General features: G+C 67.7%; 17 protein-coding genes and 1 pseudogene. 5 read left to right on the plus strand and 13 right to left on the minus strand.

Annotated features, from left to right (window positions below):
- The first annotated feature begins 186 nt into the window (after positions 1 to 186).
- Entirely contained in the window at positions 187 to 2,118 is a 1,932-nt protein-coding gene (locus tag AB0E02_RS14180) for a hypothetical protein (RefSeq protein WP_362138707.1), read from the plus strand.
- Between the two features lie 309 nt (positions 2,119 to 2,427).
- On the opposite strand, the pseudogene AB0E02_RS14185 reads toward AB0E02_RS14180, so the two are convergent.
- From AB0E02_RS14185 to AB0E02_RS14200, 4 genes and pseudogenes are all read right to left on the minus strand, one after another.
- Positions 2,428 to 2,756: pseudogene (locus AB0E02_RS14185) on the minus strand (GTP-binding protein); the annotation flags it as partial.
- 412 nt (positions 2,757 to 3,168) lie between these two features.
- Positions 3,169 to 4,227, minus strand: a complete 1,059-nt coding sequence (locus AB0E02_RS14190; RefSeq protein ID WP_362138710.1) for a HAMP domain-containing protein — start codon at positions 4,225 to 4,227, stop codon at positions 3,169 to 3,171.
- 454 nt (positions 4,228 to 4,681) lie between these two features.
- Entirely contained in the window at positions 4,682 to 5,434 is a 753-nt protein-coding gene (locus tag AB0E02_RS14195) for an SDR family oxidoreductase (RefSeq protein ID WP_362138711.1), read from the minus strand.
- 230 nt (positions 5,435 to 5,664) lie between these two features.
- A complete protein-coding gene (locus tag AB0E02_RS14200) occupies positions 5,665 to 6,279 on the minus strand; it encodes an NAD(P)H-binding protein (protein WP_362138713.1) in 615 nt (204 codons plus the stop codon).
- A 134-nt stretch (positions 6,280 to 6,413) separates the two neighbouring features.
- Here AB0E02_RS14200 and AB0E02_RS14205 point away from each other — a divergent pair, with 134 nt between their 5' ends.
- Positions 6,414 to 7,106 (plus strand): TetR/AcrR family transcriptional regulator, encoded by a 693-nt coding sequence (locus AB0E02_RS14205; RefSeq protein WP_362138715.1) that lies wholly within the window; start codon positions 6,414 to 6,416, stop codon positions 7,104 to 7,106.
- A gap of 316 nt (positions 7,107 to 7,422) precedes the next feature.
- Here the strand turns inward: AB0E02_RS14205 and AB0E02_RS14210 are convergent, their stop codons facing one another.
- The 7 genes from AB0E02_RS14210 to AB0E02_RS14240 form a co-directional block, all read right to left on the minus strand.
- Positions 7,423 to 8,577, minus strand: coding sequence for an amidohydrolase family protein (locus AB0E02_RS14210; protein WP_362138718.1), 1,155 nt, complete (start codon positions 8,575 to 8,577; stop codon positions 7,423 to 7,425).
- The gene (locus tag AB0E02_RS14215; protein WP_362138721.1) at positions 8,525 to 10,525 is read right to left on the minus strand and encodes an acetoacetate--CoA ligase; all 2,001 of its coding nucleotides are present in this window, start codon (positions 10,523 to 10,525) and stop codon (positions 8,525 to 8,527) included. The genes AB0E02_RS14210 and AB0E02_RS14215 overlap by 53 nt, the downstream gene beginning before the upstream one ends.
- Entirely contained in the window at positions 10,522 to 11,364 is an 843-nt protein-coding gene (locus AB0E02_RS14220; RefSeq protein ID WP_362138724.1) for an SMP-30/gluconolactonase/LRE family protein, read from the minus strand. The genes AB0E02_RS14215 and AB0E02_RS14220 overlap by 4 nt, the downstream gene beginning before the upstream one ends.
- Positions 11,361 to 12,848 carry a bifunctional 3-(3-hydroxy-phenyl)propionate/3-hydroxycinnamic acid hydroxylase gene (locus AB0E02_RS14225; RefSeq protein WP_362138726.1) on the minus strand — a complete coding sequence of 496 codons (1,488 nt, stop codon included), beginning with the start codon at positions 12,846 to 12,848 and terminating at the stop codon, positions 11,361 to 11,363. The genes AB0E02_RS14220 and AB0E02_RS14225 overlap by 4 nt, the downstream gene beginning before the upstream one ends.
- 11 nt (positions 12,849 to 12,859) lie before the next feature.
- Positions 12,860 to 14,068: an MFS transporter gene (locus tag AB0E02_RS14230; protein WP_362138759.1), complete on the minus strand. Its 1,209-nt coding sequence runs from the start codon at positions 14,066 to 14,068 to the stop codon at positions 12,860 to 12,862.
- A 280-nt stretch (positions 14,069 to 14,348) separates the two neighbouring features.
- Complete coding sequence (locus tag AB0E02_RS14235) at positions 14,349 to 15,275, minus strand: VOC family protein (protein WP_362138728.1); 927 nt, start codon at positions 15,273 to 15,275, stop codon at positions 14,349 to 14,351.
- Between the two features lie 15 nt (positions 15,276 to 15,290).
- Positions 15,291 to 16,154, minus strand: a complete 864-nt coding sequence (locus AB0E02_RS14240; protein WP_362138730.1) for a fumarylacetoacetate hydrolase family protein — start codon at positions 16,152 to 16,154, stop codon at positions 15,291 to 15,293.
- 119 nt (positions 16,155 to 16,273) lie between these two features.
- Here AB0E02_RS14240 and AB0E02_RS14245 point away from each other — a divergent pair, with 119 nt between their 5' ends.
- Positions 16,274 to 16,984 (plus strand): GntR family transcriptional regulator, encoded by a 711-nt coding sequence (locus tag AB0E02_RS14245; RefSeq protein ID WP_362138732.1) that lies wholly within the window; start codon positions 16,274 to 16,276, stop codon positions 16,982 to 16,984.
- Between the two features lie 234 nt (positions 16,985 to 17,218).
- Entirely contained in the window at positions 17,219 to 18,202 is a 984-nt protein-coding gene (locus tag AB0E02_RS14250) for an IS481 family transposase (RefSeq protein WP_362138761.1), read from the plus strand.
- Here AB0E02_RS14250 and AB0E02_RS14255 read toward each other — a convergent pair.
- Complete coding sequence (locus AB0E02_RS14255; protein WP_362138735.1) at positions 18,199 to 19,653, minus strand: serine hydrolase domain-containing protein; 1,455 nt, start codon at positions 19,651 to 19,653, stop codon at positions 18,199 to 18,201. The genes AB0E02_RS14250 and AB0E02_RS14255 overlap by 4 nt on opposite strands.
- Before the next feature lie 163 nt (positions 19,654 to 19,816).
- Between AB0E02_RS14255 and AB0E02_RS14260 the strand changes: the two genes are divergently transcribed.
- Positions 19,817 to 20,542: a TetR/AcrR family transcriptional regulator gene (locus AB0E02_RS14260; protein WP_362138738.1), complete on the plus strand. Its 726-nt coding sequence runs from the start codon at positions 19,817 to 19,819 to the stop codon at positions 20,540 to 20,542.
- Positions 20,543 to 20,557: 15 nt separating this feature from the next.
- Here AB0E02_RS14260 and AB0E02_RS14265 read toward each other — a convergent pair whose 3' ends face one another.
- On the minus strand, positions 20,558 to 21,439 hold the full coding sequence (locus AB0E02_RS14265; protein ID WP_362138740.1) for an IS5 family transposase: 882 nt from the start codon (positions 21,437 to 21,439) through the stop codon (positions 20,558 to 20,560).
- Between the last annotated feature and the right edge of the window lie 154 nt (positions 21,440 to 21,593).

Raw genomic sequence — 21,593 nt, forward strand, 5'->3', positions numbered from 1 at the left:
AGCCGACTCGAGGGGTGCGAGGGCTGATCGAAGGCCCCAGCTTTATGAGTCCGCCGCCCTTGAGCAGCAGCAACGGCCCCGCTCGGCAGCCTGACGACTCCTCACTGGGGCGTGCCGGGCCGTCAGTAGCTCGCAAGTAATCCCTGACAAATCGTTCAGTTCTGGTGTGCAAGGAGGCTGAAGGCCATGGGCGGCCCCACCAAGAACAATGTGAGTGCGACTCATCTCGGCGAACGATTTGTGCGCCACCCGCTGACAAAGCGAAACCTGGAGGAACTCGGCATCGCCGGAAGGGCCGCTGCCATCCTGGAGCGGGACAAGGAAAAGCTGAAGCGGAAGGCCGAGAAGAAGGCGAAGGATGGGAGCGGCCGGTATGTCTCCCCTACCGGATTTTCTTTGAACAAGGGGCGATTCGACTTTCCCGAGGAGGACACTGCGCACGACCTCGGGTGGATCGCCTACATGACGGTGGGTGTGCCGCTCGTCGAAGAGCGAGGCGACATTGCGCAGCCCCCTCCCGACGTGATTGCCAAGCAGACGTACGTCAATCGGACCGACCCCATCCCCACCGACTGGTCGCACACGGTCGAATTCTCGATCTCGAACACGATCAGCTGGTCGCTCCAGGGCCAGGTGCAGCTCACGTTCGGGGCAAAAGTCACTGCGTCACTGCAGCAGCAGCTGCAGAAGAGCATGGCTTTGAACCAATCTCAGAAGACCACCCTGAAGAACAGCAAAGACAATCAAGGCGTTGACACGGAGTCTCAGTCGCAGACGACGAGCACGTCAACGGCCACGAGCACCGCCACGGGTACTGGCGAATTGTCGGCACAGCTGATGCTCGGCATCACGGGTTCTGTCAGTGGTTCACTGACCACTTCGTTCAAGACTTCGTCCACGCTGAGCGGCAAAGTCGGCAGCCGCGTGGACGTCCTGGCCACGCAGCGACGTCAGGTGCGGAGGTTCGACTACGAATACCCCATCTCCTTCGGTGGGTGGGTCGCTCTGTATTACCCCGAGCCGGTGGAGGTCAAAGAGACCCGCCCGAGCGGCCCACAGGCCAAGGAGCCGAAATATTCCAGGGTGCTTGCATGGAAACTCGGCGAGACCGGCACGGCCGCGGAGGCTTTCGACTTGACCGATGAAGGCAAGCCGTTCCTGCAAAAAGGGGAGGCTGAGGTCGTTTCCACCCTTGCCGGGGTGCACGAGATCTTCGAGCTTGAAAAACTCGATTTCGATGTGGAGAAGCACCCTCTTCACAAGGGAAAGGGCAAGGAGCAGGAGCGCCCGAAAAAGGCTCCCTCGGTGCGCGCCACCGGGCTGGGCAGGTCGTACGGCCTCGCGCTGGACGAGCCGAACAACAAGGCGTACGTCGCCGACCGGAACGGCAGGCTGTACGAGGTGGATCTCACCTCGGATCTCCGCTCCGGTAACTGGCGTGAGGTCGCGAGCGGCCTGGGCGACATCGTGGATGTGGCGTTGGACCTGTCGAAGAAGGTCGCGTACGTCACCGACTACTCAGGTGGCCGCCTGTGCAAGGTGAAGAACCTGTTCGATGACTCCAAGGCCGTCGAAGTCGTCGAGGTCGCCAAGGTCCCCTACGTGTACGGCCTCGCGCTGGACGGGTCGGACAGGGCCTATGTCACCGACTACAACAACGGGCAGTTGATCGCGGTCAATCTGAAGGACGAACTGGAGAGCGGAGAGGCAAGGACGAAGCCGGTCATCGGGGGCATGGCGTATGCCTCCGGAGTAGCGCTGGACAGGGACGGCAGGAGGGCGTACGTCGGCCGATACGGCAGCGGCCCTCTGTACGAGGTCGACCTCAACCCCCCTTCCGGCGCCACCAAGAGCGAAGCCGCCACCTTCTCTGCAAGCACCCGCATCGCGCTGGACGGCAAGGGTCGCGCATACGTCTCCGACCATGCGGGCGATTGCCTGCACGAGGTCGACCTGAATGAGAAGACCAAGGGCCTGCAGCGCGTGGTCGCCACCGGGCTTGGCGATGCTTGCGGCGTCGGGCTGCACAGCCGCACCGGCAAGATCTACGTCAGCAATATGTCCGGCCAGCTGTGGGAGATCCCCGACGTGCTGCCCGAGGCTCCGGAAACGTCGTAGCGTAGGGCGTGGAGTCCTGATGTTGACCAGTGGTTCCGGCCGACGGCGACGCAACACGACAAGCTGAGCTGAACGGCTCCAGCCGCTGCCAGCCGTCTGTCGGGCGGAGGCCGCGAACCAGGGGCGGCGCCGCGGGAGGCATGTCTCAACGCCACGTTGTTCCGGGCTGGTTACCTCTTCCAACGTCGAAGTCTCTGTCCTGAGCACCATGGCGCCGTCTCCCGCGACCGGTCACGGCGCCGGCTCCACCCACACCCGGACCAGAGGCGGTTTTCGCAGTCAGGCCTCAGCGGAAGCATCCGGCCGCCATCACCGATAGGCGGGGCTCGTGGAAGCCGGTGGCTGACTGAAGTTCTGCCGCGGCAAGTCGCGCCGGCGCTTATATGCCGATGAGCCGGTGCCCGCGCATTCGGGGAACGGGTCGTTGGTGAGTCGTTCCCCGTCGGCCAGGAGGCAGTCGGTGAGGGCCGCTTGCAGTGCCTCTGTGCGCAACCGGTGCCGATGAAGACCAGTTCCTGGCCCTGGCGGTCGTCGGCATCACAAGCCCCGGAAGGCTCGAAGCGTGCGGCGGCCCCCGCTTGGGACCACCATCCCGTGACATTCGGACGGCTGGCCAGCCAGAAGGAGCCCTTGGAACGGGTCGCTCCGTCGTCCTGGGGGAAGGAGAAGGTGGCGGGTCGCGTCGATGTTGATCTCGCTCATGTCAATTGACGATGACAGCGACGCGCAGGCCATCCCGGTTGCTCAGGATGTGCTGGAGCAGGGTGGTCTTGGAGTGGCCGTTGCGTTGCACACCAGCACGGCGACCCGCGGCGGCGGCCCAGGGGCCGGGGTGTGCCCGGCCCCTGGCGGTCTCTGTCGACCGGCCGTCACAGACGTTTGGCCTCGCGCAGGCTGTTGGCGTAGATGCCGGCGCCGTCGATGCGTGAGCTGCCGCCGGCGTCGCCGAACGTGGGGCCGTTGTTCCTCTCCCGACTGGATCCCGGCGACGAGCAGCCCGAGCGAGCAGACCAGGAAGACGCTGTAGAGGAAGACCATGTCTTTCGCTTGTCAGTTGTGGGGGAGCGGAGTGGGGCTTTCGGCGGGGGTCAGGAGCGCGGCGACGTGCGAGGCGCCGGCGTCCGCCTTTGCTGCCGCCACGCGCTGCCGGATCAGCTCCAGGCTGCGGACGATTGATCCGACCTCGTCGTGGTGGCGGGGGTAGAGCACGGTGGAGGTGTCGCCGGCGGCGAGGGCCGCGGCCGTGCGTTCCAGGGCCTGCAACGGCCGCAGCACCGTCAGGTGCAGCCAGCCCAGGCACAGCACCGCCACGCTGAAGGCGAGCAGCGCGGCCAGTTCTGTCTGCCGCCGCGTCTCGTAGGAGGCGAGCGGCAGCCGGGACATCGGCTTGCGGGTGACGACGCGCCATCCGGGGCCCTTGACGGCGTGGGTGCCGCGCACCTGGGCCGCGGCGGTGAGTGCCGGTCCGTCGCCGGAGTCCTCGCCGGGCAGCGAGTCGAAGGCGAAGAAGCTCTCGTTGGATCCGATGATCTTGCTGTCGGCGTCGACAAGCCAGGCGCGGCCGATGCCGGGGCGGGTAAGTACGGCGCTGAGCGCCTCGGGCCGGAATTCGGCGACCAGCGCCTGGCCGCCTCCCGCGTCCAGCGGGACCACGGCCGCGGACAACGGGACCTTGCCGTCGTGGTTGAGCTGCACGATCGCCGGTGTGCCGTTCTTCACCTTCGCCAGAAGGGGTTTGCGGTCCATGCCGTACGGGGCGTCGCCGGCATACTCGGGAACCTGCCCGTCATGGTCGACGAGGTACAGGGAGCGCCATGTGTTGTGCCGGTGCAGTTCCGGGTCCAGGGCCTTGACGATCTGCTGCGGCGTACCGTTCGTCAGGCGAGCCACCGAGGACAGGCCGGCGACACCCTCGCCGAGGATGCGCCGCACGCGGTCGGAGGCGTCGGCGGTATGTTCCTGCTGATTGTGTACGACAGGCACGGGCACCGGCACCCGGCCTTCGCCCAGGGTGATCAGCGGCAACGCACACGACCACGCCGTGATCAGCGCGGCGCAACACAGGGTCGCGTTGCGCATCGTACGGCGGCGGGTCGGTGCTCTCAGCATGTCGTCGCACCCGCTCGCGCCCGTCAACTGCAGTCTCAGGGACTCCAGGGAGCGGCTGATACGGGTCTCAGTTCCCAACTGAACTGAAGATCGTTGGTCATCCCGTCCCTCCGGTGATCGTCTCCGAAGACGGTACAGCGCAGAGACAGGGGGAACCCTCGCCTTCCACACAACCAACCGCCGCGGCCCACCAGTCAGGAGATCCACTCGATCGCTTGGCGGGTGCGGCTGGCGCACCCTTTATCTTCATCGTGTTAGCCGCTCGGTCCCGCGCTTGCCCTGCGGCCCCGCAGGCGGTTCGGCAAGGGCCTGTTGCGACCAGCGTCAGCCTCGATCGTTCATGAGCCGTCGTCGGGTCGCTGACGGTGACTCCGTCCTTGTGTGGTGCGGATGTTCCGAGGCCGGGGCAGGCTGAGGGCTTCGGCGGCCGTGTACTCCTCGACCGCGATGACCCTCATGCCCGCCGTCCGCCGTCGACCGACAGCGCGATCCCGGTGATGTAGGACGCGGCGTCTGAGCAGAGCCAGACTGCGGCTGCGGCGGCCTCTTCCGATGTGGCCATCCGGCCGAGTGGGGTGATCGCCTCCTGCATCGCGATCAAGTCGGTGCCGGCCGCCACCCTTTCGAAGCCGGGTGTACGGGTCGGGCCGGGGCAGACGGCGTTGACGCGGATGTTGTGCGGCGCGTAGTCAACGGCGGCGACCTTGGTGAGCCCGACGATGCCGTGCTTGGCTGCCACGTAGGCAGGGGCGGTCGGGATTGCGTACAGGCCGCCGTTGGAGGCGACGTTGACGATCGCGCCGCCGCCGCGGCTCTGCAGGGCGGGTAGCTCGTACTTCATGCAGAGGAAGGTCCCGCCCAGGTTGACGTGGGTCACGCGCTCGAACTCCTCCAGGGGCATCTGGTCGAGCTGCCGGTGGTGTGAGTCCAGGCCGGCGTTGTTCACAGCGAAGTCGAGGCCGCCGTACGTCTCGACCGTGCGCTCGATGGCCGTCCGCACCGCGTCCTCGTCGGCGATGTCGACGCCGAGTGCCAGTGCCTCTCCGCCGTCCTTCCTGATCATTTTGGTGGTCTCGGCCGCTGTGGCCTCGTTGATGTCGGTGACGGTGACGGTGGCGCCCTGCCGGGCCAGCTCGATCGCCGTCGCGCGGCCGATTCCGCTGCCAGCGCCCGTCACGAGTCCGATTTTTCCTGAGAAGTTGCTCATGATGACCTTCCGATGCAGTTACTCGCACCAGGCGATGCCTGATGCGCCCAGGTGACCTTGTTCGGGGTACGCGACGGCTGGTGCTCGTTGACCTCGGCGGGCCGGACGAGAGGCAGCCCCCTGTCACGCGTCGGTGCCGGGCACGGCCGTCTACCCAACCGCGATCGCGGTTGCCGATGGTGGTTCGCTCCCGCTCTGTGGACAACGGGGGCTGTCGCGTCAACCGATGACTAACTCAGGGGTACGACGATTCCGGTACCGTGCCGGCCTGTCTCCGCCTGGTCCAGCAGCAAGGAGGCCAGCGTGGCCCGGGAGATTCGGGGCGGCAGCAGCGGGCGCCGCAGGTCCGCCAGTGGCACGATGCGGCGGGTAGGGCTGAGAGGGCCATCGGTGACGTCCGGGGCGTGGAACACCGTAGCGCCGGCATCCAGGGCGATCTGGTCGGCCTCGACCTTCTCGGCCAGCTCCGAGCCGACGAACATCCGCATCACCCCCGCATAGATCAGCCCACCCGATCGACTCGACACGCCCGAGCCCAGTGCGCCGAGCCATACCGTCGCGCGGACGTTCGCCGCCGCGAGCGCCCTGGCCCCGGCGACCAGTGCGCCCGGGCCGTCACCCTTACCGATACCGATGGCAGAGACGGTCACGTCGACGTCGGTCAGGTCGGGGAAGCTCTGCGGGTCGGTGACATCCGCCTTCCGGACCTCGACCTGCCGCGACGTGGGCACGGTGACCTTGGCCGGCGTGCGAACCAGGGCCACGACCTCGTGTCCCCGTTCCAGCGCTTTGTCGACGAGCGCGCTTCCGGTCCGCCCTGACGCTCCGAGTACGGCTATGCGCATGATCATCCACCCTCTAACTGAACAACTGTTGGTTACGTAAGTAAACAGCCGTTGGTTAGTGCTGTCAAGCGTGTGCTGCCTGTACGGTGAACATCTGTTGCTCAACTGTTCGCACTGGTCAGAAGGGGGCGAAGATGTCGTCTCAGGAGCGCTCCGCTCCCCGTCGCCGTAATCCGCGCGGGCAGGGGCAGGTTCTCAAGGCCCAGCTCGTAGACGCCGCGGCGAAGCTGCTGTCCACCCTTGATCAGCCGGAGACGCTGACGCTGCGGCAGGTAGCGCGTGAGGTCGGGGTGGCGCCTGCCAGCATTTACAGCCACTTCCCCGACCTGAGCGCATTGATCCAGCACGTGCTGCGGCTGCGCTATGAGGAACTGGCCCGTTTGATGGACCAGGCCGCGCAGTCAGCCGCGGATCCACTGGCCGACCTCGTCGCCCGGTGCGCGGCCTACGTGCGCTGGGGAGTCAGCCAGCCCGGCCATTACCGCACTCTCTTCGGGGGGCGGATGCCGGACGACCTCGTCCCCGGATCAGCACACGGCGCCGGGGCCGAACTGCTCGAGGCCGTCGTGACCTCCCTGGCGGCCGCCGCCGAGGGAGAGCGCAGGCAGCCCTCGGCGGAGCAGCAGTGGCAGGCCGGCCTCATGCTCTGGACCGCGCTGCACGGCCTGGTCAGCCTCTACAACGACCACGGGAACATTCCCTGGCCACCCCTCGACGACCTGATCGCCGACCTGCTCAGCCTGCACACAGCCCGCCCGGCAGCCGAGATCGCGGCCCTCCTGCCCCAGTGCGGGGATGACCCGGGCTTGGCCCCGGGCTCCATCTGACAGCTGATCACGCGCCGGGGAGGGTGCGATGCCCGTGGCCGCCTCCTCTCCCGTCGGCGCCGCCGCTCCGGCCGTCGTGCCGAAGGTCGGCGCGGCGGTTGCGAGCAGGACAAGTAGGGGGCGGCAGAAAACATGGTGCGGCCGTCGGCTGACTCCGATGCCCGGCCGAAGCAGCAGAGCAGGGAGTCGCACCGGCGGGGTCTGCGCTCCTGGCCGGCGAGCATCCCACGGCTGCCGAGCGGCTCGCTGTCACGCCGTCTTCTCCGGACCAGACCCCCTGCCCGAGCTGGGCGACCTTGCCGACGAGGCGCTGCGGTCAGATGCGCAGCACACGTCTGGCGTTCAGATGGGCAACCTTCTCCTTCACGTGGGAGGGAAGGTCAGCCTTCTCGATCGAGGCCACCGCGTCGGCCGTAACCTCGTACGGGTAGTCGACCGCGAACATGACCGCGTCGGCCCCGATGGTCAGCACGGCGGCTTGTACGGCCTCCGGGGCCAGTACCCCGCTCGTGGTGATCAGGATGTTGCTCCCGAAGTACTGCGACGGCATCCGCTGGAGCGGTTCGTCGACCCGGAGCGAGCGGTAGCGCGAGTCGATGCGGGAGCGTTGGAACGGCAGGAACTCGCCGAGGTGCCCGAGGATCAGGGTTGCGGCGGGGTGCCGGTCGAACACTCCGGCATAGATCAGCCGCATGGCGTGGCCGCCGGTTTCGGCCTGCCAGCTCCAGCTGGCCCCGTACATCTCGGGCCGGCCGCGCATCACGTGCCAGTCGTCGCAGGGCAGCGAGCCGGGATGCAGGTACAACGGAACACGGAGCTCTTCCAGCGCGCTCCACAGTTCCTCATATGCGGGATCGTCCAGGTATCGGCCCTGCGTGTGGTCGTTGACCAAGGCACCTTTGAATCCGAGCTGCTCGACGCAGCGTTGGAGTTCGGTCACGGCGGCGGCAGGGTCCTGCAGGGGCAGGGCGGCGAACCCCCTGAAGCGGGTGGGGTGGCGGGCGATGGTCCGGGCGAGGAAGTCGTTGGCGAACTGGGCATTGTCGACGGCGGCGCCGGCGTCGGTGTCGGCTTGGATGCCGGGGACGCTCAGCGACAGGATCTGAATGTCGATGCCGTGTGCGTCCATGTCGGGAAGCCGGTGCTCCTCAAAGTCAGCCAGGCGTCGTCCCCAGTCCTTGACGTACTGGTCGCTGACCTGGATCTTCTGGGGCGACGAGGGTTGGCGCGAGAACAACTCCGGGATGATGAAGGCTTCTTCCAACGCGATGTAGGTCATGGCAGGATTCCTTCGTCGTGCCTTGTGGTGGTGTGGCGGTGAGCGGAGGCGGTAGGCAGGTCTCGGACAGACTGGCCCCGCTATCAGGAACGATGCTGCTGGCCTCGGCGTCGGGCAGCCCGGGGCCGCGTTCAATGCTCTAAGGTCTGCCGTTCGCTGAGGGGGACGGAGCGGAACCGAGAGCGGTGCCACGTCGCGTGCGACGAGCGGCGCCGATCCGTGCGTACCAGTCGATGAGTTCTGGTCTGTCGACGCTGCCGGGGTCGACCACGGTGTCCTGAGCGTCTCCGCGCAGCAGACGTTTCACGGGGACTTCGAGTTTCTTGCCGGTGCGGGTGTGCGGGATACCGGGGGCTTGGATGATCTCGTCGGGTACGTGGCGGGGGGAGGCTCCGTGGCGTATGGCGTTGCGGATCTTCTCGCACAGCACGTCGTCGACGTCGGTGCCGTCGGTGGTGGTGACGAACAAGGGCATCCAGTAGTCGCCGCCGTCCTGCTCGACCCCGACGACGAGAGCTTCTGCGATCTCCTTGAGCTCCTCCACCGGGCCGTATATGTCGCTGCTGCCCATGCGTATGCCGTGGCGGTTCAGGGTCGCGTCGGACCGGCCATGCATGATCACCGAGCCCTGGTCGGTGATAGTGATCCAGTCGCCGTGCCGCCACACTCCCGGGTATACGTCGAAGTAGGCGTTGCGGTAGCGGGAGCCGTCCGGATCGTCCCAGAAGAAGAGCGGCATCGACGGCATTGGCCGGAGTACCACCAGTTCCCCCACCTCGCCCCGCACCGGCTTCCCGTCCGGGCCGAAGGCTTCCACGGACACGCCCAGGCAGGGGGCGGACAGCTCCCCGGCCCAGACCGGAGTGGTGGGGGTGGCACCGAGGAACGCGGTGACCACGTCGGTGCCGCCGCTGGTACACACCACCTGTGTCCGGGGCCCAAGCTCGCCGGCGACCCAGTGCTGCAGGTCGCCGGGGAACGTCGAGCCGGTGACGCCCAGGCGCTCGAGCGAGGCCGGACAGTGGTCGGTGATCCGCACGCCGGCCTTGCGACACGCCGCCAGGTAGCCGGGGCTGGTACCCAGGACCTTCACCTCCAGGCCGGCCGCGAGCCGCCAGAGCGCATCGGTATCGGGATACGTCGGGCTGCCTTCGTAACACACGGCTGTGGCACCCAGCAGCAGACCAGCGACCAAGACGTTCCACATCATCCAGCTCGGCGTGGTGTGCCACAGCAGACGGTCCCCGGCGCGCAGGCCAAGCTGCAGGCCCAGGTTTTTGAGGTGCTCGAGCACGACCCCGCCGTGCCCGTGCACGATGCCCTTCGGCCGTCCGGTCGTGCCCGAGGAGAACACGACCCACAGCGGATGGTCGAACGGGACGGGGCGGGGTGCGAAGTCGGCGTCGTGCTCGGTGAGCGCGGACCACCCAAGGGCGTCGGGCACCCGTGTCGCGTCCCCTACAACGATGGTCGCCGCCAGGGTCGGCAGTGCGTCGCGCAGGGCTTGTACGTCGGGGCAGCGGTCGATGTGCTTCCCGCCGTGGAGGAAGCCGGTCGCGGCGATCAGCACGGTCGGCTGGAGTTGTGTGAACCGTGCTTCGGCCGCGGCCGCGGTGTAGTCCTGCCCGCAGACCGCCCAGGTCGCGCCCAGGCTGGCGGTGGCGAGGAAGGCTGTGATGGCCTGTACCCCGTTGGGGAGGTATCCCACCACCCGGTCACCCATGCGCACGCCAAGTCCGGTGAGTGCCTGCGCGAGTGAGGCGACCTGGCGGCGCAGTTGGTGCCAGGTGATGGCCACCGGGCCGGTGTCCTCGGTCACCGTGATGACGGCGGTGTCGGTGCCGGTCCGGTCGCGGAACACCTCGGCCGTGTAGTTCAGCGTGCTGCCGGGGAACCACACGCTTCCCGGCATGGCCTCGGTCGCCAGCGCGGGCCTCGCTGGGCGCTCGGGCAGACGGAAGTAGTCCCACACCGCGGCCCAGAAGCCATTCACGTCGTCAACCGACCACGCCCACAGCTTGTGGTAGTCACCGCTCAGGTCACGTCCTGCGTGCTGTGCGGCGAACCGCGCGAAGTCGGTGATCCGGGCGTTTTCGACAGCCTGTTTCGTCGGGGTCCAGTCCGGTGGCTTCGTGCTCATGAGGTGTCCCCCGCCTTCGCTACTTCGAGCAGTGCGACCGTCGTGTGCACTGCCTTTGTGGCCATGGCCTCGCCCAGGGGGAGGCCATGGGTATCGGCGAGGGTGACGAAGAGCCGGTTCCCGCCGTCGCTGCAGCATGCGATCGGCAACAGCGTCCCGGTGCCGATCGAGGTGACCAGCTCGTTCTCGCGCACCAGGGCGACGGCGTGTCCGGTCGTGGTGGCCACCCAGACTCCGTCTTGTGTCGCCCAGATTCCGTCCGGCCGGACGTCGTCGCCGATCAGGTGGGCGAGGTCGGCGTAGGTGCGACGGTCCGTGAGGGCACCGTCGTCTGCGACGGTGAAGGCGGTCAGTCGTTGCCGGGTGGTCTCGGCGACAACCAGGGTGCGGCCGTCGCCGGCGAAGGCCAGCCCGTTGGGGAACTCAACGTCTTCGGCGGCCACGTGTACCGCTCCGTCTGCAGCAACGCGCAGCAGCCGACCCGGTCGCACTGGCTCACCGGCGTGCGCGGCGAAGCCGACGTCATCCACGTAAAGGTTGCCGTGCGGGTCGCCGACCATGTCGCCGAGCGGACCGGTGGCCACCGCGCTCAGGTCCGCGTAGGTGTCGAATTGCTCACCGGTCCACACGCCGATACGCCGTTGATGCATCATGGCCCCGACCAGCCGCCCGTCCGGCAGGAACCAAAGGCCGTTGGGGACGGCATCCAGCGGGATGCCGCGCCAGGGGCCGTCGTGGTCGGTCCACAGCTTTCCGCCCTGGGTGTCGGACAGCCACAGTGCACCGCGCTGCCAGCGGGGGCCCTCCCCCCACGTCATTCCGGCCGCGTACTCCTTCACGCGCCCACCTCCTGTATCGATGCCGTCCGCGCCAGGTCGCGGGTGGCCCGCTCCAGTTCCGCCGTGTCGGCGACGAGCGCGAAGGTGTAGCGATCCGGACGGATGATTGCCGCTGCCGCCGCGTGTTCGGCCAGCCAGCGGTCGACGACCGGCCCCGTCTCCGGGACGGCCACCACGCCGAGTTGGCGCCATAGCCGCTGCACGTCCACGGACACGGCGGAGGTGACCTCCGGCTTCCCCACGACGGTGAAGCCGTATCCGCTCACATCGTCCAGCTTCTCCCCGTTCGCGCCGCGTGGCTGCGGGCTCAGTTGCCCGATGGCTCCGCCGGGCTCGGCAACCACGCCTGGCCCCAGCAGCGGCCGGTACCTCTCGATCGTCTGCGTTCCGTTCAGCTCCGGGAACGCGCCCATGCCGAGGGCTTCGATCAGGTTGGACTGCCGAGCGGATTCCTCGATGTAAGGGCGCACGTGCGCAGCCCGCTCGCTTTCGTAGGTGTCGAGCAGGGCTTGGGGACTTTCGCCCTTGACCACGGCGGCGAGCTTCCACGCCACGTTCGCGGCATCGCGCAGCCCGGAGCACATGCCCTGGCCGAGCATGGGAGGCATTTCGTGCGCGGCGTCGCCGGCGAGCAGCAGGCGGTCGGACCGCCAGCCGTGCACGAGCCGGGCGTGCCATTCGTAGGTGTCCGTACGCATGATGCGGTAGCTGCCCGGTTCCAGCCAGCGGCTCAGCAGGTCGTACACCGACTGCGGTCGTTCGAGCTCTGCCGCGTCGTCCTCGTCGAGCAGCATGAACTCGAAGCGGAGCATGGGCGGGAAGATCGGGACGTAGGTCACGGGCCGCTTCCCCTCGCACCAGATGAATCCGCTGTCCGTCGGGAGCTGTGCGGGGTGTTCAAAGGGGTGGATGTCGACGATGAGGGAACGTTGAGTGCCGTGGAGGTCCTCGACTTCGGCGTTCATCGCCTGCCGGACGAAGGAGTTGGCGCCGTCCGAGCCGACGGCGTAGCCGGCCGTGAGAGTGGTTTCGGCTCCGGTCGACCGGTCGAGCAGCGTGAGCCGCACCGCTTTGTCGTCCTGCTCGATCGCGGTGGCCGTCCAGCCGAACCAGAGGTCCGCGTTCGCGTCGGCCGCCAGCAGACCCCGCAGCCGCGACTCGAAGTCGGGCTGGTGGAACTGGTAGTCGGTGCGCCAGCCCTGGTCAGACTCCTCCTCGGGCAGCGTCTGCTGGAGGAATGCCTGCCCGTCCTCCCGGTGCAGTGTCCAGGCGGCTTGGCGCAGGAATTGGTGTTCCATGTCCTGCGCGCCGAGGGTCTGCAGAAGGCGCATGGTCTCGTCGTCGAGATGCGTGGCGCGCGGATGCTGGCAGACGAGCCGGTTGGGGTCGATGGCGGCGACCCGGAGCCCCTTCATGGCCAACAGTCGTGCGAGAGCCAGTCCGACCGGGCCGCAGCCGACGACGGCGATGTCGTAGGTGTCCATGATGCGCTCTTTCATTGTGTGTGTCCGGCCGTCGGCTCTTTGGCGCGCGGCGCGGGGGCGAGATGGCCCTGATTCCGGGATGTCCGTCCGCCGACAGCCAGGGCGAGTGCTGCGCCGAGGACGGCGGGGACGGCGAAGAGGATGAAGTTCCAGCGGGGTTCCAGGCCGGCCGCGAGGATCCAGCCGCCGAACGTGGGGCCGGCGATGGCGCCGATGCGGCCCACCCCGAGCGCGACACCCACCGCGCTGGCCCTTGCGGTCACCGGGTAGGAACGTGAGATGTACACGTTGATCAGTCCCTGGACGCCGACCGCGCCGCAGCCGCCGACTATCACGATGCCGTAGAGCACCGGCAGCGGAAGTTGGGCGCTCATGGCGACGATCGCGGCGGCTCCGAGGGCGAAACTGGCCGTGATCGGGCCCTTCGATCCGGCACGGTCAGCCAGCAGCGCCATCGCGAGCCCGCCGACGGTGGCACCGAGGTTCAGCAGTACGAGGAAGGTCTGTGAGTCCTGCAGCGGATAATCCGCCGTCTGCCTCAGCCGCGGCAGCCAGGTGTTCATGCCGAAGATGAGCAAGAACGACAGGGCCGCCATGGCGCAGAACATCAGGGTGGTGCCGCGGTAGGGCGGTCTGAGCACCAGCCGGACACCACGGTTGCCGAGGTGGGGGGCCGACGCGCTGATCGCCTGGTGGTACTCCGTGGACTCGGGCAGCCAGACGAAGGCCATGGGCAGCAGAAGCAGACCGGCGATGCCGCCGACCAGGTACTCCTGGTGGAAACTGTGCCCACTCAGCAGTGTGTTGGCGACGAGGGCCGCGAACGAACCGCCGATGGCGGTCCCACACTGGACGATGCCCGAGTAAAGGTTCTTTCGCCTGTCCGGGGCCAGTTCGAAGATCAGTGGGCCCATCGCCGGGTAGATCGCACCGACACCGAGCCCGACGACGAATCGGCCGGCGCCGAACAGTGCGGGGAGGGGTGCCACGGCGCAGGCGAACATCCCGGCACTGACCACTGCGATACTGATCAGGGTCGCGCGTCGCCGGCCGAACCGGTCGGTGAACTGGCCGACCAGCAGTGAGCCGACGAGCATGCCGATCGGAGTGAGGCTGCCGAGCAGGCCGACGAAGGCGACGGAGAGGTGCCAGGGACGGTAGCCCAGCAGCAGCGGAGTGGTCGCACCGTAGGCGACGAGGTCGAAGCCCTCCAATGTCATCACGGCCAGGCCCCCGGCGAGTGCGGTGCCTGACGGCGATGAAGGGCCCGGGGACGGTCGGCCGCGCCGACGGGCGAAGGCTGGTGTGCTCAATGTTCCGGCTCCGATTTCAGCAGTCTCACCCGTCGCGACTGCTGACCGCGGCGCTGCGGGAAAGGGGCGGAGGTGTCTCTGTGCGGCTCGCCGACGGCGGGTCGGCGCAGGAATGCGGCTCGGGGCCTCATCCGTGTGAGGCGGGCGGGGCAACGCGCCTCGCCGGGGTTTACGGTGTCGGGCGCTCTCAGTCAGTGGCCTTGTGAGCGCCGGCCATCAGCGCGGCCAGGTCTTCGGGAGCGAGGAACGACGGCGGCGGCGGAGGCCCCCAGGTGTAGAGCGCCTGCATTCCTTCGAAGGATCGTGGCGTCCACCGCTGGTCGTCGACGATGCAGTCCATGTCGGCGTAGTACTCGCTGAAGTTGCCGGCCGGATCCTTGAGGTACCAGAAGAAGTTTGAGCCGATGTGATGGCGGCCGAGCCCCCACACATGGCGTTCCGGGTGCTCGGTGAGCATGCGCGTGGCGCCCCGGCCCACCTCGTCGACATCCGTCACCTGCCAGGAGGTGTGGTGCAGGAAGTTGAGCGGCGCCTGCTGCACCAGGACGTTGTGGTGGTCGGTGGAGCAGCGCAGGAACGCGGCCGAGCCGGGCACAACATCGCTGACCTTGAATCCGAGTCCTTCGGTGAAGAACCGCTGTGTCGACTCCTGTTCCACCGAACCGATGACGACGTGGCCCAGGGCCAGGGGCCGGACCGGGTCGGTGCGGGAGAGTACGGGTGCTCGGGTGCCGGCACGGTCCAGGCGTCCGGGACCGTTGTACGGGGTGGCCGGGACGGTGATCCGGGTCAGCCGGGGTGCGATGCGCACTTCCACCGAGATACCGGCGATGGGTTCCGTGGTCCGCAGGGCGTTGGTGTCGCGTTCGCAGGACAGCTCGAGCCGTTCCAGGTTCGCGGCGATCCGGTCCAGGTCGTCGCCGTCGTCGGCGGCGACCGTCATCGCCAGCAGGCGCCGGACGGGGGAAGGTTCGAGGAAGAACTGTTCACCACCTTCGACGGTGCCGAACCGTCCGGGTGCCACCTGTTCGAGGCCGAAGTCGACGTAGTAGTCGGCAGCCTCGGCCATGTTCGGCACGCCGACGGTGAGTGACTGCAGTCTGTGCAAGGCCATGGTGGTGCCCTTCTCTCAGGCGGCGACGCAGGTCTGCCGGAGCTGTCCTATGCCCTCGATGCGGGTGATGACCTCGTCTCCTGACCGCAGGTAGCGCTGAGGGGTGCGGGCGTGTCCGACTCCTGCGGGAGTGCCGGTGAAGATCAGGTCGCCCGGCAGCAACGGGCAGACCGCGGACAGCCTTGCGATCAATTCCGCGACCGGGAAGATCATCGACGAGGTGCGGGACTTCTGGACGCTCTCCCCGTTGACGAGGCATTCGATCGCCAGGTCGTCCGGATCTGCGAACTCGTCGGCGGTAACCAGTACCGGCCCGGTCGGCGCGAATCCGGGGAAGGACTTGCCGAGGGAGAACTGCGGCAGGGGGCCGACGGACTGCACCTCGCGCTCGGAGTAGTCCTGCCCCACGGTCAGCCCGGCCACGTAGGACCAGGCGTCCCCGACGGCCACGTGCTCCGCCCGGCGCCCCATCACCACCACAAGCTCGGCTTCCCAGTCGACGCGGCCGCTGGGCAGCCTCAGCTGCGTGTCCGGGCCGGTGAGGGCCGTGGCGAACTTGGTGAAGACCGACGGGGACTCAGGCGCCGCCAGGCCGGCCTCTTCGGCGTGGCCGCGGTAGTTCAACCCGATCGCGAACACCTGCCGCGGCGTCGGCGAAACGCTGCCGTCCGGCCCAGTCGATCCGTGGGCGCCTGAAGGCTCCAGCGGTCCGTGGGCGCCTGCGGGCTCCAGCTTTGCAGCCCATGACCGGAACGCGTCCCACTCCTCGAACACTGCCAGCGGATCAGCCGAAAACCGACCAGCACTGGCTTGCTCGACATCGATCACCGCCTCTCCGGTCACCAGACACATCCGTCCGGATCGGGTTGTCGTCCTCATGGTGCGCTGCCTCCGGTGCTCTTGCTGCTGAATGTCTGGAGTCAACGCCCTCCCCGTCGATACGTCAATGAAATCTCGAGATTTTTATAAAATACCCAGAGAGGGCTAGCATCTGCGACATGACCACGCCCCGCTCCATGACACGCGCCGAGGAGATCTACCAGCGGCTGCGCGCGGACATCCTCAACGGACGGCACGAGCCCGGTTCACGTCTGCGCGTGGAAGCCCTGAAGGACAGCTACGGCGCCAGCAGCGGGGTGCTACGGGAGGCGCTGCCCCGGCTGGTCGGCCAAGGACTGGCGACCTTCGCGCCGCAGCAAGGGTTCCGGGTCGTCGCCGTCTCCCCAGAGCGCCTGCAGGAGCTGACCGAGGCCCGCGTATTCATCGAAACCCACGTGGTCCGGGAGTCCGTCGCCGCCGGCACCATCGAGTGGGAGTCCGATCTGCTCGCGGCGCACCACCATCTCGCCCGCACTCCGTACTTCAGCGACGACGGAGCCCTCAGCGAACGCTGGCTGAACGCCCACGCCCGCTTCCACCGCGTCCTGCTGGAGGGATGTCCCAACCGGCAGCTGCGGGACATCGCCACACAGCTGCGCGATGCCGCTGAGGTCTACCGCTGCTGGGCCCGCACACCGGCCGAGCACAGCCACCGCGATGTCGCCGCAGAACACAAGATGATCTGCGATCGCGCCATCGCCCGGGATGTACCAGGCGTCGTCGAGGCACTCAGCCAGCACATCAACGTCACCACGCAACTCCTGCTCAACGATTACGGGCGGCACGAGGAAAAAGGCCAGCAGGACCCCGGCCCCTCATCTGGTTGTTGAAAGAAACGCGCTGGTCAGCGAGCCTGCCTCTCGCCGTGGTCTCGGCGGCGGTCGTTCAGGCCCTGTCCTCGTATAGCTACGGCCAGGTGGCGAGTAGGGCCTGTCCGGCGGATCAGGGTCGGAAGGCCCTAGGTGTATTGATCATGAGCGTTGTTAACAGCTCGCTCGGTTTGATCAATGGCGAAGACCTCCGGTGTGGTGGAGGTGTCGAATCTGCACCGCACGGAGGTCTTCATGTCCCACCGTAATGCCCGGCTGACCGTCTTCGGCTGGCGGCTGCTGGTCGAACGGGTCTGCTCCGGTCGTCCTGTGGCTCACGTGGCCGCTGAGATGGGCGTGTCACGGCCCACAGCCCACAAGTGGATGCGCCGGTGGCGGACAGAAGGCGAAAAAGGCCTTGAGGACCGCTCCAGCCGACCACACACGACCCCGCACCGCACCAGCTCCGATATCGAAGACTGTGTCTGCGCCCTTCGGCAGACCCGCAAGTTGGGGCCGGCCAGGATCGGACCGATCCTGGCCCTGCCGGCCTCCACCGTGCACCGCATCCTGACCCGCCACGGCCTGCACCGTCTGGCCTGGCTCGACCGGCCCACCGCCCAGCCCATCCGCCGCTACGAACGGTCCCGGCCAGGCGAACTGGTCCACGTCGACATCAAGAAGCTGGGCAACATTCCTGACGGTGGCGGGCACAAGGTCCTCGACCGTCGGCAAGCGACGGACAACAAGCAGGCGACCACCAACACCCGCAAAAACGGCAAGCCGCCGATCGGCTACAGCTACATCCACTCAGCCGTCGATGACCACTCCCGCCTGGCCTACAGCGAGATCCTCACTGATGAGCGCCAGCACACCGCGATCAACTTTTGGCGACGGGCCCAGGCGTTCTTCACCCGCCACGGCATCACCGTCGAGCGTGTCCTGACCGACAACGGCTCCTGCTACAAGTCCAAGCTGTTCACCCAGGCCCTGACCACGGCCGGCATCGCCCACAAACGCATCCGGCCCTACCGCCCGCAGACCAACGGCAAGGTCGAACGCTTCAACCGCACCCTGCTCGACGAATGGGCCTACCTCCGGCCCTACACCAGCAACACCGAACGCGCCGCAGCCCTGCCCCACTTCCTCCACACCTACAACCACCACCGCAGCCACACCGCACTCAACGGCAAACCACCGATCAACCGCGTGAACAACGCTCCGGGTCAATACACCTAGGCGACCTTGGGGCCGCAGCGCATACCGATGTAGACGCAGGCTGTGCCGTCCTCCAGGGTGGAGAAGACCACGGGCATGTAGTCCTCGCTGAACGCCGCGCCCACCCCGGTCCCCGCGAAGACCGTCTCCGTCACCGGTATCAGGTCTATTTCCAGGGGCTCGGAGAAGTCCTTCATGCCGTCGACGAACTCGTACACCGCGTGGCCCGCACTGTCCCGCTCGGTCACGGTGATGACCACGCCCGCGCGCCGGTACGTGCCGACGAACGGAGCGAAGTCGACCACGGGCGGCTGGGCCGGCGGGGCGAAGGGCTCCGGCATCGTCACCCCAGCCAGCTCGGCGAGGAGTTCCCGGTAGAGCGCCGCGTACACCTCGCGCGCACCGCCGCCGTTGGTGAGCAGTGCGACCGCGACGCCCGCCGACGGCACCACGCGCAGATAGCCGTACTGCCCGATCGAGGCGCCGTCGTGTCCGTATCCCTGGACGCCGTTCCAGTCGTACAAGGTCCAGCCCAGGCCCCAACCGTCCGAGCTGACCGTCCACTTGTCGGGGCAGTCGACCATGCGCCGCTGCATCAGCGCGACCGTCTCCTCGGAGAGCACGCGGGTGCCGTCCTCCGCGACGCCGCCGTTGAGGTGCATCTGCGCGAGCCGTGCGAGGTCCCCGGCCGTGGCGAGGACCCTGCCGTAGGGGCCGGCCGAGCGCGGCATCAGGTCCCAGGACGGTGCCGGGTCCGGGTCCTGGCCCGGCTCGCCCAGGTGCCCCATCGCCGCACGGAACCGCAGCGCCTCCTCGGGAAGCGTCATGGTGTGCGTGAGGCCGAGCGGGGTCAGGAGCAGGTCCTTCAGTGCCTCGTCCCAGACCTTTCCGGTCAGCACCTCGGTGATCCGGCCGAGCACGTTGTACCCGATGCCGCTGTACGAGATCGCCTCTCCGGGCGGGCAGTCGAGCGCCACGTCCTTCGCGGCCTCGACGTACTTGGCGAGGCAGTCGTCGCCGCGCCCGCTGTCGTAGGTGAAGTCGCAGGTGAGGCCGCTGGTGTGGCTGAGCAGCTGGCGTGTGGTGATCGCCCTGGTCACCTCGGGGTCGGCGACCGAGAACTCCGGCAGTACATCCACGACCGGCGCGTCCAGGTCGAGTTGGCCCAATTCGACGAGCCGCATGATCAGGGTGGCGGTGTAGACCTTGGCGATCGAACCCATCTGGAAGACCGAGTCGGTCGTCGCCGTCACCCCCGTCCCGCGGTGCAGCACACCACTGGCCAGCTCGTGGACGGTCCCGTCCACAAGGACCGCGAGCGATGCGCCGGGAACGTGGTGCTTGGCGCGCAGTGTGTCGAGGCGGTTCTGCCAGTGGACGAGGTCCAGCTTCTTGCCCGCCGAGTCCCGGGTCCCCCAGTCGCCCTTGGCTTTCCAGTTGCCCTGCGTGTCCCAGCTCACGTTCTTCGACATGTCAGTGCCCATCTGTTGCGTACGACTGCGTACGACTGGTGCGTACGGCGTTCTCTCGATGTGAACACTGTACGCATCAAGTAACGCTGTACGCAAGGTGCGTACAGCGTGCGCTAACGTGGTGGGGGACGATGGACGTGGGACGAACAGAGACGAGGGCCGCATGCCAGCCGACGAGAAGCCGACCGCCTCGGTGTGGACCCGGCCGCGCCCCCGGCAGCGGGAACACCTGACCCGCGAGCAGATCGTCGCGGAAGCGATCCGCCTGCTGGACGCGGAGGGCGTCGAGGAGCTCAGCATGCGCAAGCTCGGTACCCGCCTGGGTACGGCGGCCACCTCCCTGTACCGGCACGTGGCCAACAAGGACGAACTGATCGAGCTGGTCGTGGACGACGTCTACGGCGAACCGGACGTACCTACCGCCGTCGACGGGACCCGGTGGCGCGCGGCCGTCACCCGCACCGCCACCGAACTGCGTGCGATGACCCTGCGTCACCCGTGGATCGCCCCCGAACTGGGCCAGGTCGGCCTCGTCCACATCGGCCCGAACGCCATGCGGATGACGTCGGCGCTGCTCGCGCAGTTCGAGGCGGCAGGCTTCCCCGCGGACGAGAGGGACCAGGCCATGGCCACCCTCATGGCGTACGTCATCGGGACCGCGACCGCCGAGGCCGCGTACCTCTCACTGATCGCCCGCAGCGGCAAGACCGAGCAAGAATGGGTGGCGGGCCTGCGACCGGCCTTCGACGAGGCCACACAGGAGCACCCGCGGCTGCGCGCGGGAAGCTCCGCCCAGCAGGACGTACACCCGCAGCGGATCCGCGATGACAACTTCACCTACGGGCTCGAGCGCGTCCTCGACGGCCTGACGGCCCGACTCACGCCCTAAGGACTGTCCGACGGGTCACGAGCGAAGCCAGAGCCGGACCGCGGCTACAGTCACGGTGCCGTGAAAGACGTAGGCCCGCTTGTCAAAGCGGGTGGCTACGGCCCGGAAGCCCTTGAGCTGATTGATCGTCCGCTCGACCTCGTTCCTGCGGGCGTAGCGCGATGGGTCGAAGCTGGTGGGCCGACCTCCTTGGCTGCCGCGGTTCTGGCGGTGGGTCCGCTGGTCGCGACGCTCGGGAATGGTGTGTTTGATCTGCCGGCGCCGCAGGTAACGGCGGTTGCGGCGGGAGCTGTACGCTTTGTCGCCACTCAGATGGTCCGGCCGGGTGCGTGGGTGCCCGCCTGCCGGGCGGGGAACGCGGATCCGGTCCAGGACCGGGATCATATGTGGGGCATCGCCCCACTGACCGGGCGTGACCAACAGGGCCAGAGGCCGCAGTCCGCCTTCACCAGCCCGGTGGATCTTTGTGCTCAGCCCTCCGCGTGAACGGCCGAGGGCTTCATCGGGGCGATGCTGGGCGGGCCGGGTGCGGTTACCGGGTTTGCGTGGTGCCTGCTTGCGGGCACCGGCAGCGTGCTGGTGGGCGCGACACACGGTGGAGTCCACACTCACCATGGACCAGTCGATGCGGCCCTCCGCGTCGGCGTCGGCCTGGACGGCCCGCAGAATCCTGTCCCACGTGCCGTCCGCTGACCACCTGCGATGCCTGTCATGAACCGTCTTCCACTTCCCGAACCGCGTCGGCAGATCACGCCACGGGATGCCGGTCCGCTGTCGGAACAGGATCCCATTGATCACCCGGCGGTGGTTCTTCCAACGCCCGCCGCGTCCGACGTTCTTCGGTAAGTGAGGCTCCAGACGGGCCCATTCCTCGTTCGACAGATCACCCCGCCCCACGCCGACCGGAACGATCGCAATGCAAGGCAGTCACGCGGACCCATCGGACAGGACCTAGCTGTGCTGTCCCGGGACGTTGGTGACAGGCGACATGCCTTGAGCGGTCCTTGAAAGAGGCGAGGGCCTTCTGGTTTCGATGTGGATTGCGAAGTCT

The organism is Streptomyces sp. NPDC048196 (genome assembly GCF_040652715.1).
Lineage (GTDB): Bacteria > Actinomycetota > Actinomycetes > Streptomycetales > Streptomycetaceae > Streptomyces > Streptomyces siderophoricus.